Genomic DNA, 17,294 nt, shown 5'->3' with positions numbered 1-17,294 from the left:
TACTAATCCTTGGAGGCTTAGTAAAGCAGGGGTTTAGTTCGATACTGTATGTGTTGTCACAAACCTTTTTCTTTTTTGTACTTCATCATCTCTTGATAATAATCTTCTTCGTTGGAGGCTTCGAAGTCTTTGGCGATTACTAAAAAGTTATCGGTTTTTATGAATGACATCGAAAAGTCCATGTGTATGATCCTCTTGCAGACTCTGAGGTAGAGTTGCTTTACCTGCTCCTCCCAATGGTTAAACTCCTTATCGGTCAGGTTCATGATGTCATAATTTTGATTAAAGAAGATATAAGCCTTCTCCAGTTCTTCAGAATACAGATCTATAGGAAGCATGCCCGTCTCAGAGAAATAATGCATCTCGGGTGCATTGTAATACTCATGGATTTTTGCTTCGTCCCATACCCCTTCAACTTCGGATTCCAGCCCCATGGCCACGGTGGGAGGAAATGGCCCCTGCATGGTGTACTCCAGCAGAATGCAATATATTCTTCTGTCAAGCTTCACCTTTTTCTGTATCTGATCAGTAATCTCCTCTACCAAATGATCTTCTATGATAGTTAAGGTGTCTTCCATATTCTGGCTTTTATCAGGCCTCTGGAAAATGATTTTGGAATTGGCATCATCTATGGACTTTCCGGTTATGCGCTCCAAAGCTCCATCATAGTCGTATTCAAACTGCACATCGTATTCATAATCCGTTCCCGGCATGCTCATTTTGTAGCCGTTAAGCTGGTAATCTTCACTTTGGTACTTTTTTTCGATCATTCCGTAAGTGGAGCACTCTATATATACATCCGGTACATCTTCATTAAAATAGAGGTAAGCCAGCTTAATGGGCTTTATTCCATTACTATTGATGAAGACGGTAACACTTTTATAGTAGTCCTCATGATATTCAAAAGTAGTCTCATAACTTGTGCTGGCTCCTAAATGATGCACCCGGTAAAAAGTTTTCCTCAGCTCCATATCTACCCAGAGCGTGTACAACTCATCTTTTTCCGGATTATAATCATCCTCGGTTTCGATGAGAAAGGAATAGTCGTCATCATAAAATTCATTGTTAAGCTGTAAAAAGAAAGGCTCAATTTCATAGAGAGGGTGTTTGGCAGCCATTTCCACCAGACTGTCCCTTTCCAGAGCTATAGCCTTCATCATATCATAACTTTCCGGAAGATTATCAAATTCCTCCTGAATTTCTTCGGTAGATTTCATCGGGTTAAAGTTTAACGTCAAAAATCAGCATTCTACAAATGGAATACTACACCATTTCTAGTGATTAAAATTATGCTTGCTTTTGATCTCTTTATTCAATGTAGCAAGAATAAAGAATTCCCGCCATAAGCAGGCGGGAAAGCTAAAATTAACTATTCAGAAGTTTGGCAAAGCTCCCCTGAGGTATGATTTACTCACTTTTCAAATTATCTACGGGATTAACAAACAAAGCCTGGATAGTTTGTGAGCCAATAGTAAGCACACCCAGCACCATGAGTATCAATACACCAATAATAATGGTTAGAAAATCCACTGTAACGTGAGCACTGAAATTTTCCAGCCAAAGGGTATTACCGAAATATGCTACAGGCACGGCAATGAGCACAGCCAGCAACAGGATGATCATGTATCCTTTAGACAGTGTGTAGACCAGTGAACCATTAGAAATACCCAGCACTTTGCGGAGGGAAATTTCCTTTTTGCGTGTTTCTATGGTGTAAGTGGCCATACCCAGGAGGCCAAGGCAGGAAATGATAATGGCCAGTGTAGCTATAAAGCCGATTACCTTTACCAGGGTTCCGAAAAGGATCTCATACAGCTCGCCCATTTTCGCCTCAAAGTCTCTTATCTCTACCTTCAAACCAGGATTTACTTTCGCCCAGGCCTGCTCTATGGCCGCTGATGCCTGATCGTAATCACCGCTATAGCCGACCTGAAACATGCTGAACTCCTCCGGCCTGTACATCAGGGCCATAGGCTCAAGCTTCTCTACAGCCATTTCATGTGTGTAATCCCTGACTACACCAATAATCTGCATTTCAGACGAATCCCTCTTGTTGATGATCACCTGCCCTATGGCTTCACTGATTGAAGCATAACTGAGGGCGCCTACAGCCGTTTCATTAATCACAATGGCATTCTTATTTGATTCTCCGGCTTCTGCCGTAAAGAATTTCCCTGCCAGCAATGGTATTTCCATATTCACCAGATAATCTTCATCTACTGCAAAATACCGCAATCCGGTCCAGGCCTCTTCATTGAGATCCTTTTTAAAGTCCTCATTATATACCACTCCGGCCGACGGGATGTGCGATGCCAGGGAAACACTGGTAATATTGCTTTGCTTCAAAAGTTCTGCCTTGAGTGACTCGTAGGAAGTATCTCCTTTCTGGATCACAATCTTTTGTTTTGGGTTAAATCCATAATCGCTATGCAGGAAAAGGTTCAGTTGATTGTAGATCACAATAACGGTAAGAATAAATATCAGGGAAAATGAAAACTGGACCACCAGCAAAGCTTTGCGCATACCGATCTTAGACATCAGTTTGGTGCTGTTAAGGTTTTTTAACACTTTAATCGGATTAAACCCTGAAAGCACGATAGCCGGGAACATACCTGCCAAAATGCCAACCACCAAAGCAAAGGCAACAAAAACAGCATATACCACATAGTTGGCCGTAATGTTCCAGTGCATAGCTCTTGTGAAGGCCAGATCGAGCAAAAACGGTTTAAGCCCTACCAGCAGGATGAGAGCCAGCACAAGTCCAAAGAAGGCTATCACTACAGACTCACTGATAAACTGAATAAATATCTGCGAGCGCTTTGCTCCAGTCACTTTGCGTACACCAATTTCCCGTGCCCGGCCCATAGAGCGGGCTATGGACAAATTGGTAAAATTAAAGCATGAGGTGATCAGAATAACTGCTGCCAGTCCGGATAAAAAGTAGATGATCAGCCACGGCATGAATGGGCCAATCGGATTGTTAACCAGCGGCCCCGGCGTAATGGACAGCAGCGGTTGTAACCGGTAGGTAGCTGCGGTGGTTTCCGGTGTCGGAAGCTTAGAAAAATGATCATCATGTATTTTGGCAAGATGTTTATTAATGTCTTCCGCGGTCTTCCCTTCTTCAGTCATAATGTAAACCCAACCTGTATGGAAGTTGTACCAGTCTTCATTTTCATTGCTCATCACTCCCGCAGCCTGCAGGCTCTTGAGGGTGGACATGCTGGCGAATGCCTCCACCACAATGTGCGATTTGTTTTCGGTTTCTTTGAGCACGCCAGTTACCGTGTAGGTGCCCAACTCCCCTACTTTTAAGGTTTCCCCCACCGGATTTTCAACTTTAAACAGCTTTTCAGCCGCTTTCTTGGTTAAAACAACCGAATATGGCTGCACCAGGGCTGTTGCTTCATCGCCATAGAGCAATTCATAGGCAAACATTTGCAATACACCCTGATCGGCGAAATAGCCGCTTACCGGAATATTGATGTCATTGCCCGGCTCAAGCTCAATCCAGTTATTTCCGAACCCGCGAACCAGCCGCACTGCCGATTCCACACCAGTATAGTTGTTCAATAGCTCATCCCTGATTGGCAACGAGGTGGTGGCTGTTTCATTTCCTTCCTGGTGCTTATTGCCGTTGTAATAAGGCAAAGTATTCACTCTGTAAATACGGCCTTTGTTAGGGTTATGGCGGTCATTCATCATCTGATCAGCCACCAGCATGATGATGAGCATGCATACGGACATGCCCACTGCAAGACCAAAAATATTAATGAAGGAAAATACCCGATGCTTGAATATGTTCCTTACTGCAACTTTAATGTAATTTTTCAGCATGTTGTTATCGTTTAGGCGGAGTTGGTTCTCCGGAGTTTTTTGACCTGCCGCTTAGACTACTGATCAATTACAAAAGTTACAGCGTACGAAAAAAAAATTTTTGTGTAAGGGTCTGCCGGTCAATCCATTATTTACGGATCATGTATAAACCTCATCCCAGGTTCTGCCCTCATTTCTTAGCAAACCACCTAAAATCCGGCGTCTTTGTTTCAAATTATCCCCTGTTGAAAACCCATTGCCGACCAACCCCTGTGGAAGGTCTAAAGAGGCCCAATTTATGTCGGGAGTATAATCAGTCTCCTCCTCAAAGCGGTTTTTCAGGTGTTCAAGCAAATCATCAAGGGCTGCTCTCAGTGACTCTACTTCGCGTCCAAGTTCGGTAGAACCTTCACTATGCATGATAATACTTAAAGCCTCGTCAAGTACTGCTACATTAACGGCCAAGGAGGCATCCACTCCCATATGATGATAATAGTGCAATACGGGATATGCCTGGTAGAAATTAGAATGTTTGTTGATCATAGACTGCAGGCTGGATAACTGATAGCACCGAAGGTTATTATCCATACGCATTAAACTGTTTACTGCCTGCATAGGAGTCTTGCCAAAATTCCTGATAGAAAGTGCCAGGGAACGCTTTTGGATCACTGCCGATGAAACCGATAGCAGGTAGGTCATAGAGGTGGTAAAAAAGGCAAACCCGAAAAAGGAGAAAAAGCTGGTAATGACTTCAAAAAGTGGTGTCACCGGCTTCACATCACCCATACCCAATGTAGAAAGGACATATCCACTCATATAAAGCCTTTGGATTGAGGTGGCTACCTGGTCATTACTGTTCAGTATACCGGAAGGATGAAAAGAATAAACAAGAAAAAGACCTGCCCAAACCAACAACACCCACATGGCAAGGATGACCAGGTTGACCAGCATGCCCGATATGCTCAATAGCTTTCTGCCTGTAACCTTAGCGACCAACAGTATTATTTTATGTGTAAGGGAAGCGCAGGTCCTGGTTAAAAAAGTAAAACCACTTCCTGATAAAGTGGTGTAAAAAAAGTCAAAAAAAACAATGGCCAGGATCACTACCCCGGCAACTAAACAGGTATAATTGTACATTCTTGTTGGGTTTTAAATGATTAACACACCAGCCACGGCCACAAAGTGAAGTTCATGGAACCGATCAAACTGGGCGGATGCCATGTTTTATATCACTTGCTATTTATCTTTCAGGTTTTTAACCAACTCCTCCTTGTCCATTTTAGATCGTCCTTCGACCTCTTCTTCCTTCGCCTTTTCGTAAAGCTCCTCTTTCGTTTTGGCCCTCAACCCTTCCGGTTTATCCTCATACTGCTTTTCAGTACCCTTATTGCCCTTGCCCTTAATATGCTCTTTGATCGTGCCTTTGGATATTTTTTCATCGGTCCTCACCAATTTCTTCTGATGGTTGCTTTTTGTAGGTAGTCCGTTGGGCAGAATAAGTTCTGTATAATGCTCACCCTTCTCCATAAACAGATGCGGCTGATCCCTGAACTCGGGATCGTCGTCAAAATCTGCCAGATAGAACTCTCCTTTTTGCAGGGTCTTTTGCTTTTTGTGGTCAGCGTCAGAGTGGACAATGATGTCTCCCTGCTGCCCTTCTACTAATGCATAATATTCTTTATCATCAAGAGCCAGTATTTGATGCCCATGGGTGGTCTCAAACAGCTCGTATTTTCCGTGTTTATTTAATTTTCCTCTCATAGCATTTTCCATTTATCTAACTAGAAAACAGTACAAAGCAGCGTTTGTTAGTCTCCGGATTTAAATAACTCTGTCACCCGTAGTTCGTATAACCAAGTCTGCAACACATGGAAAAGAATTTTAACGATACCTGGGAATCTCAAAATGCAAACCTGCTCACTTTCATACGGTCTAAAACCGGGGAAGAAGAGCTGGCTGATGACTTACTGCAGGAAGTAGGTTTAAAACTTTACCAGGCTTTTGCCAGCGGGGTGGAAATCCGGAATCATACGGCATGGCTTTTCCAGGTGGCCAGAAATACAATTAGCGATCACTATCGAAAGCGAGACACCATAGAGCGGGGAAAAGAAAATTTATTGTCCCTGACCGCTAAAGCTGATTCACAAAACTGCGTATGTGACCTTTCAGGGTTCATCATTAAGAATTACCTTCCCCAACAATATAGCTCAGCACTTTACCTCAGCGACATAGAGCAGGTACCTCAAAAACAAATAGCCCTGCAATTGGGGCTGACACTCACCGCAACAAAATCCAGAATACAAAGAGGCCGGCAAAAGTTGAAGGAAATCATCCTGGGATGCGTAAATGTAGAATGGAATGACCGGGGAGAACCTGTTGATTTTCAACTAAAAAACACTTGTGAACTGCCTGAAGAGCTGCTTAAAGAAATAAGCCGGCTCAATTTAATGATTTAGGCTGCGTCTTTTCATACCCCTCCCGCGACTATAGGAGAAAAATGAAAATGAAAACTTCCTATTTGTTGTCGTATGTAGCAGTACCTCTGCTCCTGATCATCACTGGCGTAGCTACTTACTTATGTATCCGTACGGGTGTTAATAAAGAGCTGACTACTTATGCCCTTTTCCTGTTTACCTTTATTTATATACTTGCACTAGAGCGGACCATACCTTTAAAAGCACATTGGAAAGCAGAGAAAAAATCGCTGCAAACTGACCTCAAGCACCTCTTCTTTTCTACGGCGATGTTTGATGCCCTGGCCAAGACTATAGCTATAGCTGCTATTTTGGAGTTGCACGGTTACTATTCTACAGGAATATCTTTATGGAACGGCTTCCCTTTTATTGTCAACTTTATTATTGCCAGCATAATCGGGGAGCTCCTGCCATACGTGTACCACAGGATCAGCCATATCGGAAACCAAAGCTCCTCATTAAGCATTTTTTTATGGAAAGTCCATGCCGTACATCATTTGCCCACTTCTTTAAACTGGTTTAAAACCAACTGGATACACCCTCTAAATATATTTTTGAATACCTTTTTCAAAATTGCCCCGCTTCTTCTTCTGGGGTTCAGCGAAAATGTACTCTTTTCAGTTGCTATTATGCACATGGTGGTCGCTTATCTCTCACATGCCAATATCAAAACATACACAGGCATATTAGACTACATTATTGTAACCCCAAAGCTGCATCACTTCCATCATAGCACAAACATGGCACAGGCGAAGAACTTCGGTAACATTCTGCCCTTTTGGGACCAGGTATGCGGTACGTTTTACAATAAAAATGAGCTGGTCGAAGAGGTCGGTGTGGTTAAAAGTGACACCGTTCAATATCCCGGCAAGGCTGATTACCTTGAGCATTTAAAATTTCCCTTTAGTCTTAAAAATTGTTGTTAACTATCAGAATTCCATATCAGGCACAGCAGAGCATATTTCACACAAAATCTGCAAGCCTATGAGATATTGAATGCACAAAGAATTGGGACTCAGGGCAAATTGTCTTTTATTGCACAATTAAAATATATAACATTAAAAAAACACTTGCATGTTAGACAGTATCCCTGAACAGCCTTTGGTAAAAGCCAGCATTGGCAGAAGAATCGGAGCATTTTTAATTGACCATGTCGCGATGACATTCCTTATCGTAGCCCTGGTGTTTGCTGCTTTGGGCACTAACTTCATGAATGAAGAAGGTGTTTTCAAAATGATAGGCACCATGTTCCTGGCCATGATCCCGGGCATGTTTTTGTACATGTCCAAGGATGCGATACGGGGCATAAGCATAGGTAAATGGGTCATGGGCATAATGGTTCGTAACGAACACGATACCAGCTCCCCTCCCACATTTGCGCGGCTGTTGGGGCGCAACCTTTTGCTCGTGATCTGGCCTGTCGAATTTCTGGTGCTGGTCACCGGTAACGACATGAAAAGGCTGGGTGACAGAGTTTTTCATACAATGGTATTCAACAATCCGGCTAAACCCGGAAAACTGCCGCGAATATTACCTTTAATAGCCATAGCAGTCATAGCTATCGGTGGTATCATTTTGTTTGCCGGGAGCGCCATGAAAAACTCAGATGCCTATAAAGTGTCTGTTGCCGCCATTGAACAAAACGATCAAATAATACAGGAAACGGGAGGTATTAAAGGGTACGGCATGATGCCTACGGGAAATATTAATATCAGTAACGGGTACGGACAAGCCCAGCTAAACATTACCGTTTTGGGCAATGAGCAGGATATTACTGTAAGCACTTACCTGGAAAAAGCACCCGGAGGTGAATGGAAACTAATCGAATTGTACTGACCATGCCCAGGCTTTTCATCATAATCATTGCCCTGCTACCCCTGATATCAACAGCAATTGCCCAGGAAAACCAGTCCGGCCAGTTCGATTTTTGGATCGACCAGTGGCATATTGAACAGAAGATACTCGACAAAAATGGTGACTGGCTTGAATATGAGGCCCGGACGGAGGTAAAATACATCCTTAACAAACAGGCCATCGAAGAACATTGGCATGGCGAAGTCAGGTTCTTCTGGGAAGATATGGCCGAACCGCAGCAGTTGGAAGGTTATAGCCTGCGGTATTACGACGAGGACGCAGGCAAATGGCTTATCTACTGGATGGATAGCCTGCACCCTGCCGTAAAAGAGCCTTTTGCCGGGACTTTTACTACTGCCAGTCATGGTGAGTTTTTCAGAACAACCTATAATTCGGAAGAAAAAACAATTGCCCGGATCACCTTCGACCTGATAGATGAACATACGGTGGATTGGAAACTGGCTATCTCAAAAGACGGTTCCACCTGGCAAACCCTCTGGACTATGCTGATGAGAAGAAAATAACAGATCTTTTTTTTGCAAACACCCTTATCCATGGGTCTCACTTCCCAGATGAGGTTTCCATCCATTTCAAACGTTGTAAAAACTTTCAATCGCCTTTAAACATAAAAACACCTCACCTGTTGTTGATAAAAACTTAACTTAGATTGCATATGCAGGCTTTTATTAAGCGTCAGGCTTTGCTAAATTCGCCTGCACAAATTTGAACGATAAAAACCTTTAGATACATGTTTCCATCAACAGACCCAACTACAACCTCAGCCTGGAAAAAACTGAAAAACCATTACAATAGTATTAAATCGACTCACCTGAAGGAGTTGTTTGCCGGAGATGCAGACCGCTTTGAAAAGTTCAGTCTCAGGTTTGAAAATATACTGGTGGACTTCTCAAAAAACAGGATAACCGGAGAAACCCGGGATAACCTGCTGGCACTGGCCAAAGAAACAGACCTTAAAGTAGCCATTGATGCCATGTTTTCCGGTGAACCTATCAACAAAACAGAAGGTCGTGCTGTATTGCATACCGCTTTAAGAAACAGGTCCAACAACCCGGTAAAGGTTGACGGAGAAGATGTAATGCCTGCCGTTAATGCAGTGCTGGAAAAAATGAAGCAATTTTCCGGAGCCGTACTCAGCGGGGAATGGAAAGGATATACCAGCAAACAGATTACTTCAATAGTAAACATAGGTATAGGTGGCTCCGACCTCGGGCCGGTAATGGTTACCGAGGCTTTAAAAGCCTATCAAAAACCAGGAATAGAGGTACACTTCGTATCTAATGTGGACGGCACACATATAGCGGAAACTTTAAAGAAAGTTGACCCTGAGACAACGCTTTTCATGATTGCCTCTAAGACATTCACCACGCAGGAAACCATGACGAATGCGCATAGTGCCCGCGACTGGTTCATGGAAATCGCCAAAGATGAAGAGCATATCAAGAAGCACTTTGTAGCGATCTCTACCAATGACAAAGCCGTGGCGGATTTTGGCATCGATACACAAAACATGTTCGGTTTCTGGGACTGGGTCGGTGGACGCTACTCTTTGTGGTCTGCTATAGGCCTTTCCATTGCCTGCACTATCGGATATGAAAACTTTGAAGCGCTGCTTGAGGGTGCCCATGCTATGGACAACCACTTCAAAAGTCAGCCTTTTGAGCAAAATATCCCGGTGATCCTGGCGTTGCTGGGCATTTGGTATAACAACTTTTTCGAGGCTGAATCCCACGCACTGCTGCCGTACGATCAATACATGCACCGCTTTGCAGCCTATTTCCAGCAGGGCGATATGGAAAGCAATGGTAAGTATGTAGACAGAAATGGCAAAAAAGTGAATTACCAGACAGGTCCTATCATCTGGGGAGAGCCTGGTACCAACGGACAACATGCGTTCTATCAACTGATCCATCAGGGCACTAAGCTTATCCCGTGCGATTTCCTGGCCCCTGCGATCAGCCATAACCCGCTTGGCGACCACCACGATAAGCTGATGGCAAACTTCTTCGCTCAAACAGAGGCTCTGATGAACGGAAAAACAGAAGAAGAGGTGCTGGGTGAACTGAAAGACCAAAAGCTTTCGGAAAGTGAGATCAATGAATTGAAAACTTTCAAGGTTTTTGAAGGAAACAGGCCTACAAACTCCATCCTGTTTAAAAAACTTGACCCCAGAACACTGGGAAGCCTGATAGCCATGTACGAGCACAAGATCTTTGTACAGGGTGTAATCTGGAACATTTACAGTTTTGATCAGTGGGGTGTGGAATTAGGCAAGCAGCTTGCCAAGAAAATACTGCCTGAGCTATCCGGCAAGGAAGCTGTCAGCTCCCACGACGGATCTACAAACGGGTTGATCAATAGCTACAAATCCTTTAGAAACGAATAAAACACCATATAGGTCAGGCATTTATCACTACTTTACAGCAAGCATTTCAGAGATAGGATGAATGCCTGATTAAAAAAAGTTAGAAAAAAATTTACCGTACCTGAAACATTTATCGTAAAATTACGATTAAGGAATTATGGGCTTATCCAAGATAGAAAAATTCACCGCAGAACAGAATGAAATAGCCAGACTGGCCAAAGCACTGGGTCATCCTGCAAGGATTGCAATCATTCAATTTCTGGTGAAGACTAATTCATGCGTTTGTGGAGACATAGTTGACGAACTGCCTCTCTCACAATCCACAGTCTCCCAGCATTTGAAAGAACTTAAGACAGCAGGACTTATCAAAGGTACCATTGAAGGGCCAAGTGTTTGTTACTGCATCAATGAGGTAACATGGCTTAAGGCAAAAAACCTGCTCGGCGATCTTTTCGAATCTTATAGCAGCAAGAACAACTGCTGTTAAAAAATTTTGCTCATTCCAATCGTAATATTACGATATAATAATTTAATTTCTAACTTTACACGAAGATTATGGAAACGACAACATTCCCAAGAGTACATGCCAGCTATTATGTTTCAAATATTGAAAACACTATAGCGTTTTATTCGAAATTCTTTGAAAAGGAGCCGGTAAAAACCAAAAAGGATTACGCCAAGTTTTTACTGGATGCACCATCCCTGAATATATCTTTCATACAATCACCCAAACCGGTCAAGCCTGACTTTATCCACTTTGGTATTGAGGTCAACGACCCTGAGGAGCTAAAAAGAAGGCTAGGCAACGCGATGCACCACGACCTCCCCATTGACGTGGAGAAGGAAGTTAAATGCTGCTACGCCAAACAGGACAAATTCTGGGTTACTGACCCCGATGGCTACAAGTGGGAAGTTTACCAGTTTATGGAAGATGTGGAAGAAAACGACGAAAAGCACGCCGAAGAAGGTGCTTGCTGCGCTCCTGAAAGCTCAGTAGCTGAGGGTGAAAGTGCCTCCTGCTGCGCATAGACATATATCCCCGGAAATTTTTCCGGGGATATTTTTATCTGAACAATTGCATAATAAAATCATGAAGAAAAAACTCAGCTTTTTAGACAGCTATCTCACCCTTTGGATCTTTCTGGCCATGGCTATTGGCGTCGGGCTTGGCTACGCCTACCCTTCCACGTCTACCTTCATTAATTCATTTACCAAAGGCTCTACAAATATTCCTATTGCCATAGGCCTTATCCTCATGATGTACCCTCCGTTGGCAAAAGTAAACTACAAGCTGCTACCGAAAGTTTTCAGAAATGTCAAAATCCTCGGCATATCACTCCTGCTCAATTGGGTCATTGGCCCGGTATTGATGTTTGTTCTGGCTATTATTTTCCTGCAAGACCACCCTGAATACATGGTTGGCCTCATTCTCATTGGACTGGCCCGCTGCATTGCCATGGTACTGGTCTGGAACGACCTCGCGGAGGGAAGCAGTGAGTACGGCGCTGGCCTGGTGGCACTCAACAGTATTTTCCAGGTATTTGCATACAGCTTCTATGCCTGGGTATTTATCACCGTCCTGCCTCCATACTTTGGGTTTGACGGTGCCATAGTGGACATTTCTATAGCCACAATTGCAGAGAGCGTTGCCATATACCTGGGCATACCTTTTATGGCCGGTTTACTGAGCCGGGTCATTCTGGTAAAGATCAAAGGAGAAAAATGGTATACCGAAAAGTACATACCTGCCATCTCCCCAGTTACTCTCATTGCTTTACTATTTACAATTATAGTTATGTTTAGCCTGAAAGGAGAACTTATCGTAAGCATACCTATGGATGTTATCAGAATAGCCATCCCATTGCTGGTTTATTTTGCACTGATGTTCATCATCGGATTTTTTACCAGCAAGGCCATGGGAGCAAAATATGATGAGAATGCTTCCATTGCTTTTACGGCAGCAGGTAATAACTTTGAATTGGCTATAGCTGTAGCCATTGCAGTATTCGGGCTCAACAGCGGACAAGCATTTACAGGAGTAATTGGCCCTTTGGTTGAAGTCCCTGCTTTAATAGGTTTGGTACACGTTTCATTTTGGCTTAAAAGAAAATATTATGATCAATTTCAAAAAGCTTGACAGTTCATATGAAGATCAGGCACTAGGATTACTGAAAGAGAACAACCTTCCTTCCGAAGATTTTGACCTTTCGCAGTTTCATGTGATCGGAGCCTTGGACGATGGCAGACTACAGGCCATAGCCGCACTGGAAATATACGGCCCCAATGCCTTACTGAGATCAGTTGCCGTCAACGCCGACAAACATAAAAACGGGCTTGGAACCAACCTGATTCATGAAATGATCAAAGAATCCGAAAAACTTAACCTAAGTAAGCTTTTTATTTTAACTGAAACTGCAGAAGGCTTTTTCACCAGGCTGGGATTCGAAATTACCGACCGTGAACAGGTGCCCACACCGGTAAAACAAAGCAAAGAATTTCAACACCTATGCCCTGCATCAGCAGTATGTATGTCACTATCACTATAACCCCTAAAAACACCTCAATACTCAAGACTAAAATCTCAATACTATAAAAACTAAGCCATGACGAAAATCCTAGTACTATGTACCGGCAACTCATGCCGCAGCCAGATTGCAGAAGGATACCTGCGACACTTTGCCAACAACAAAGCGAAGGTCTACAGTGCTGGCGTCGAAACCCATGGGGTAAACCCCAGAGCCATTAAAATTATGAAAGAAGACGGCATCGACATCAGCGGCCATACCTCTAACCATATTGATGAATATACAGATATACCTTTCGACTATGTGATCACGGTTTGCGACAATGCCAAAGAGCGCTGCCCTTACTTCCCCTCGTCTGCAGAAAAATTTCACTACAACTTTCCTGATCCTGCCAAAGCGACAGGAAGTGAGGATGAGATTTTGGATGAATTCAGAAAAGTCAGACAGATGATCAAAGACTATTCGTCAGCTTTTGTAAAAGAACACCTGAAGTAAAACTCAGGGGGCAACTTCTTAAGTCAGTGATTGCAATCGGTTGCGGATTGAAACTGTTTATTTTTTATTGACAAACTCTTTTATAAGGAAAATTAATCCCTTTATTTCGTCCTGTAACCTCAAATGCAATGCAAAACGGCAAGAAAAATTTCGTCATAGATTTTGACAGTACGTTCACTCAGGTAGAGGCTTTGGACGTATTGGCAGAAATCTCTCTTGAAGGGCATCCTGAAAAGGACGACCGCATCCAAAAGATCAAAGATATCACTGATGTAGGCATGAGTGGGGCACTCAATTTACGTGAGTCCCTGGAACAGCGCCTGGCCCTCCTTGATGCCCACAAAAAAGACCTTGGCCCTCTGGTAGAGAAACTTAAAAAGCATGTCTCCAAGAGCTTCAAGAGAAACAAGGAGTTTTTTGATAAACATTCAGACAGAATATTTATTATTTCCAATGGATTCAGGGATTTTATAGTTCCTATCGTTTCCGAGTACCACGTGAAGCCCGAGAATGTATTTGCCAATTCATTTGAGTTTGACGAAAGCGGAAAAATAGTCGGCTATGACCGCAACAACGCCCTTTCATCCAATAATGGTAAAGTAGAACAACTGCGTAAACTGAACCTGCAGGGCGATGTATATGTAATCGGTGACGGTTATACTGATTATGAGATCAAAGCCGCCGGTCTGGCTAATAAATTTTATGCCTTTACCGAAAATGTGGAGCGCGAGAACATTCTTGAAAAAGCAGACCACATCACTCCTAGTCTTGATGAATTTTTATATATAAACAAAATGAACACTGCTATCTCTTACCCTAAAAACAGGATCAATGTACTGTTGCTGGAAAATGTACACCCACGCGCCATTGAACTGATGAAACATGAGGGCTATAATGTTGAGGTATATCCTGCCGGACTGGACGAAGACGAACTTTGCGAAAAGATCAAAAACGTATCAATACTGGGTATCCGGTCAAAAACGCAGGTAACAGCACGTGTTCTTGAATCAGCCAACAGGTTGATCGCCGTTGGGGCTTTCTGTATCGGCACCAACCAGATAGACCTGGAAGCATGCCTGAAAAAAGGAGTTGCCGTATTCAATGCACCATTCAGCAACACCCGCTCTGTAGTAGAGCTGGCCATTGCCGAAATCATCGTACTGATGCGAAAGCTTTTTGATCGCTCTTCTGCCATGCACGAAGGCAAGTGGGACAAATCAGCCAAAGGCAGCTTTGAGATCAGAGGCAAGAGCCTGGGGATCATCGGGTACGGAAATATCGGCGCCCAGCTATCCGTATTAGCGGAATCTCTGGGACTCATTGTATATTACTATGATGTTGAAGAAAAACTGGCCCTGGGTAATGCCAGAAAATGCAGCTCCCTTGAGGAACTCCTGAATATAGCAGACATTGTAACCCTCCATGTAGACGGACGTCCGGAAAACAAGGATATGATCGGTGAGCGGGAGTTTGAAATGATGAGGGACAAGGTGATATTCCTTAACCTGAGCCGTGGACATGTGGTAGATATAGCTGCTTTGAAGGCGAATATAGAAAGTGGTAAAGTAGCAGGCGCTTCTGTAGATGTGTTTCCTCAGGAGCCTAAAAGCAATGATGAAGAGTTCATTTCCGAACTGAGAAACCTGCCCAACACTATCCTTTCTCCGCACATCGGTGGTAGCACCATTGAGGCCCAGGAGAACATAGCGAACTTTGTGCCCAATAAGATCATGGACTATATCAATACCGGAAGCACATCCAACAGTGTCAACTTCCCTAACCTGCAGCTCCCCACTTTGGAGAATGCTCACAGGCTGATCCATATCCATGAAAACATGCCGGGCATCCTTGCCAGGATCAATAAAGTGCTGGCAGACCATGATATCAATATCGTAGGGCAATACCTGAAAACTAATGAAGTAATCGGTTATGTGATCACTGATATCGATAAGGAATATGACAAAGAGTTGATAAAAGCACTCAGAAGTATCGATCATACGATCAAATTCCGTGTGTTGTATTAATAGATAAAGCAAACGGACTTCGGAAGTTTTCAAAGCCTTCCGAAGTCTGAAATCCCCTTCCAAAGCTTAGCTTCGCCCCTCAATATTATCCGCTTATTAAAATCCTTTCCGTTTTATTCATTGAAAGGTCTACTTTGGAATAAATTAACATCAGATTTATGAATACCAAACTTCTTATGGCCTCAAGCGCTGTATTTCTTGGAGCAATTGGTGTATTGGCCTCATTCTTCCCTCAGGAAATACTTGCCCTGACCGGAATTGAAGAAACCAGGATATCTGTTTTATTGATCCAGATGATGGCAGCCTTGTATATGGCTTTTGGTATGCTCAACTGGATGGCCAAAGGAAACATAATGGGTGGCATCTATTACAGGCCGGTAACTATGGGCAATGTAATTCACTTTGGCGTGGGCGGCATCGCACTGATCAAAGCTGCCCTGGCTATGCCTGCTGCTACCTGGCTATGGGTGGCAACCATTCCCTACTCCCTTTTTGCTGTGCTGTATGCAAAGGTGTTTTTCACCCACCCTGTCAAAATCGAGTAAAGCCACTTAACAACTCACTTATAATGCAGGTTATTGAGCATGAGACCCGATGCCGGTGCCATAAAACTCAATGCCTCAGTATGGCTGTTTTGCAACGACTTTTCAATATCCTCCAGGGTAATATCACCTTTGCCCAGGGCGAAAAGTGTACCCATCATAAGCCGCACCTGGTGCCTCAAAAATCCCTTACCATGCACATGTAATGCGTAGCTATGCTCAGGAAAAAAATTAGCGGTAAAAACATCATTTTTACGAATTTCACAAACCAATAACTCCCTTTGGAGTATGGTTTCCTCTGAAGGTTTATAGCAATAGCTGGAAAAGTTATGGGCTCCCTCAAAAAGCTTAGCCCCTTGCTTCATCAGCTCTATATCCAGGTGTTCCTTCATATAAACCATAAAAGGAGCGCAAAAAGGATGATTCTTATCCCCGAATGAAAACAGATACAGGTACTCCTTAACCTTCGAATCCTGGATCACATTGAAACTTTCCGAAACCTCCTCCACGCCCAAAGCCCTGATGTCATTAGGCAGGTTGATATTCAACTGCTCCAGCAGAAAATCAGTATCAACCGGCTCTTTCATGAAAAGCTCAAAGGCAAAATGGTTAGCCGAAACCATGGCATCAGTCCGGGAAGAACCCAGGGTCCTGAAATTAGCGTGTTCAAGTATAAAAGTCAGGGTCTTTTCCACCATACCCTGAACAGTTTTCACATTGGGCTGCTTCTGCCATCCATGATACCTGAAACCCAAAAACTGAAGCTCAACAAGATAAAAGTACTTCCGCATGCCTGCGAAGATAAGGATTTACTGGTTGCGCTGGTTACTGGTTGCTGGTTTACTGGGTGCTGGTTGCTGGGTGCTGGTTGCTGGGTGCTGGTTCACTGGTTACCATTCATTGTTTATTGTTGGGGAATCAGTTCAGCACCGTCATCATGAGACTTAACATTTTTAACAAAATGCACAAAATGAGATGACAAAACTCAAACCCCGAGATATGCAAATGCCCATATGCTGAGTAATACGTCATAGGTAGGTAGGAAGCATGACGAAATGATCCCCTGTTTTCGGGTACACACTGATTCGCAATTAAGATTCAATTTTGTCATCCATAATTGGGGGATTGCTTCTTCGTTCGTACCTCTCTCATACCGATGACGTATTACTCAACTTGTTGAT

17 protein-coding genes are annotated in these 17,294 nt (G+C 43.3%); 12 read left to right on the top strand and 5 right to left on the bottom strand.

Annotation, left to right across the window (positions count from 1 at the left end; all coding sequences use genetic code 11):
• Positions 1-56 precede the first annotated feature (56 nt).
• The 4 genes from E1163_RS12590 to E1163_RS12575 form a co-directional block, all read right to left on the bottom strand.
• Entirely contained in the window at positions 57-1,217 is a 1,161-nt protein-coding gene (locus tag E1163_RS12590; RefSeq protein WP_155172196.1) for a hypothetical protein, read from the bottom strand.
• A 190-nt stretch (positions 1,218-1,407) separates the two neighbouring features.
• On the bottom strand, positions 1,408-3,837 hold the full coding sequence (locus E1163_RS12585) for an ABC transporter permease (RefSeq protein ID WP_155172193.1): 2,430 nt from the start codon (positions 3,835-3,837) through the stop codon (positions 1,408-1,410).
• A gap of 138 nt (positions 3,838-3,975) precedes the next feature.
• Positions 3,976-4,953, bottom strand: coding sequence for an ion channel (locus E1163_RS12580; RefSeq protein ID WP_155172190.1), 978 nt, complete (start codon positions 4,951-4,953; stop codon positions 3,976-3,978).
• A 99-nt stretch (positions 4,954-5,052) separates the two neighbouring features.
• A complete protein-coding gene (locus E1163_RS12575) occupies positions 5,053-5,577 on the bottom strand; it encodes a Rho termination factor N-terminal domain-containing protein (RefSeq protein ID WP_155172187.1) in 525 nt (174 codons plus the stop codon).
• A gap of 107 nt (positions 5,578-5,684) precedes the next feature.
• On the opposite strand from E1163_RS12575, the gene E1163_RS12570 reads away from it, so the two are divergent.
• The 12 genes from E1163_RS12570 to E1163_RS12515 all read left to right on the top strand — a co-directional run bounded on the left by E1163_RS12570 (position 5,685) and on the right by E1163_RS12515 (position 16,116).
• Positions 5,685-6,272, top strand: a complete 588-nt coding sequence (locus tag E1163_RS12570; protein WP_155172185.1) for a sigma-70 family RNA polymerase sigma factor — start codon at positions 5,685-5,687, stop codon at positions 6,270-6,272.
• A 47-nt stretch (positions 6,273-6,319) separates the two neighbouring features.
• The gene (locus tag E1163_RS12565; protein WP_185156070.1) at positions 6,320-7,216 is read left to right on the top strand and encodes a sterol desaturase family protein; all 897 of its coding nucleotides are present in this window, start codon (positions 6,320-6,322) and stop codon (positions 7,214-7,216) included.
• Positions 7,217-7,364: 148 nt separating this feature from the next.
• Positions 7,365-8,126, top strand: a complete 762-nt coding sequence (locus E1163_RS12560) for an RDD family protein (RefSeq protein ID WP_155172179.1) — start codon at positions 7,365-7,367, stop codon at positions 8,124-8,126.
• Complete coding sequence (locus E1163_RS12555) at positions 8,102-8,668, top strand: hypothetical protein (protein ID WP_155172176.1); 567 nt, start codon at positions 8,102-8,104, stop codon at positions 8,666-8,668. The genes E1163_RS12560 and E1163_RS12555 overlap by 25 nt, the downstream gene beginning before the upstream one ends.
• Before the next feature lie 224 nt (positions 8,669-8,892).
• Positions 8,893-10,548: a glucose-6-phosphate isomerase gene (gene pgi, locus E1163_RS12550; RefSeq protein WP_155172174.1), complete on the top strand. Its 1,656-nt coding sequence runs from the start codon at positions 8,893-8,895 to the stop codon at positions 10,546-10,548.
• Positions 10,549-10,684: 136 nt separating this feature from the next.
• Positions 10,685-11,014: an ArsR/SmtB family transcription factor gene (locus tag E1163_RS12545; RefSeq protein ID WP_155172171.1), complete on the top strand. Its 330-nt coding sequence runs from the start codon at positions 10,685-10,687 to the stop codon at positions 11,012-11,014.
• 68 nt (positions 11,015-11,082) lie between these two features.
• On the top strand, positions 11,083-11,556 hold the full coding sequence (locus E1163_RS12540) for an ArsI/CadI family heavy metal resistance metalloenzyme (RefSeq protein ID WP_155172169.1): 474 nt from the start codon (positions 11,083-11,085) through the stop codon (positions 11,554-11,556).
• Positions 11,557-11,617: 61 nt separating this feature from the next.
• Positions 11,618-12,664 carry an ACR3 family arsenite efflux transporter gene (gene arsB, locus E1163_RS12535; RefSeq protein ID WP_155172167.1) on the top strand — a complete coding sequence of 349 codons (1,047 nt, stop codon included), beginning with the start codon at positions 11,618-11,620 and terminating at the stop codon, positions 12,662-12,664.
• Positions 12,642-13,073: an arsenic resistance N-acetyltransferase ArsN2 gene (arsN2, locus tag E1163_RS12530; RefSeq protein ID WP_155172164.1), complete on the top strand. Its 432-nt coding sequence runs from the start codon at positions 12,642-12,644 to the stop codon at positions 13,071-13,073. Before arsB ends, arsN2 begins: the two co-directional genes overlap by 23 nt.
• A gap of 57 nt (positions 13,074-13,130) precedes the next feature.
• Positions 13,131-13,547 (top strand): arsenate reductase ArsC, encoded by a 417-nt coding sequence (locus tag E1163_RS12525; RefSeq protein ID WP_155172162.1) that lies wholly within the window; start codon positions 13,131-13,133, stop codon positions 13,545-13,547.
• A 128-nt stretch (positions 13,548-13,675) separates the two neighbouring features.
• A complete protein-coding gene (gene serA / locus E1163_RS12520; RefSeq protein WP_155172160.1) occupies positions 13,676-15,571 on the top strand; it encodes a phosphoglycerate dehydrogenase in 1,896 nt (631 codons plus the stop codon).
• Between the two features lie 158 nt (positions 15,572-15,729).
• Positions 15,730-16,116, top strand: a complete 387-nt coding sequence (locus tag E1163_RS12515; protein ID WP_155172158.1) for a hypothetical protein — start codon at positions 15,730-15,732, stop codon at positions 16,114-16,116.
• Positions 16,117-16,130: 14 nt separating this feature from the next.
• On the opposite strand, the gene truA is transcribed toward E1163_RS12515, so the two are convergent.
• Entirely contained in the window at positions 16,131-16,904 is a 774-nt protein-coding gene (gene truA / locus E1163_RS12510) for a tRNA pseudouridine(38-40) synthase TruA (RefSeq protein WP_155172157.1), read from the bottom strand.
• Positions 16,905-17,294: the final 390 nt, after the last annotated feature.

The organism is Fulvivirga kasyanovii (assembly GCF_009711405.1).
GTDB lineage: Bacteria > Bacteroidota > Bacteroidia > Cytophagales > Cyclobacteriaceae > Fulvivirga > Fulvivirga kasyanovii.
The sequence above is the reverse complement of the archived record's forward strand: the minus strand, read 5'-3'. Positions and strand labels throughout refer to the sequence as shown.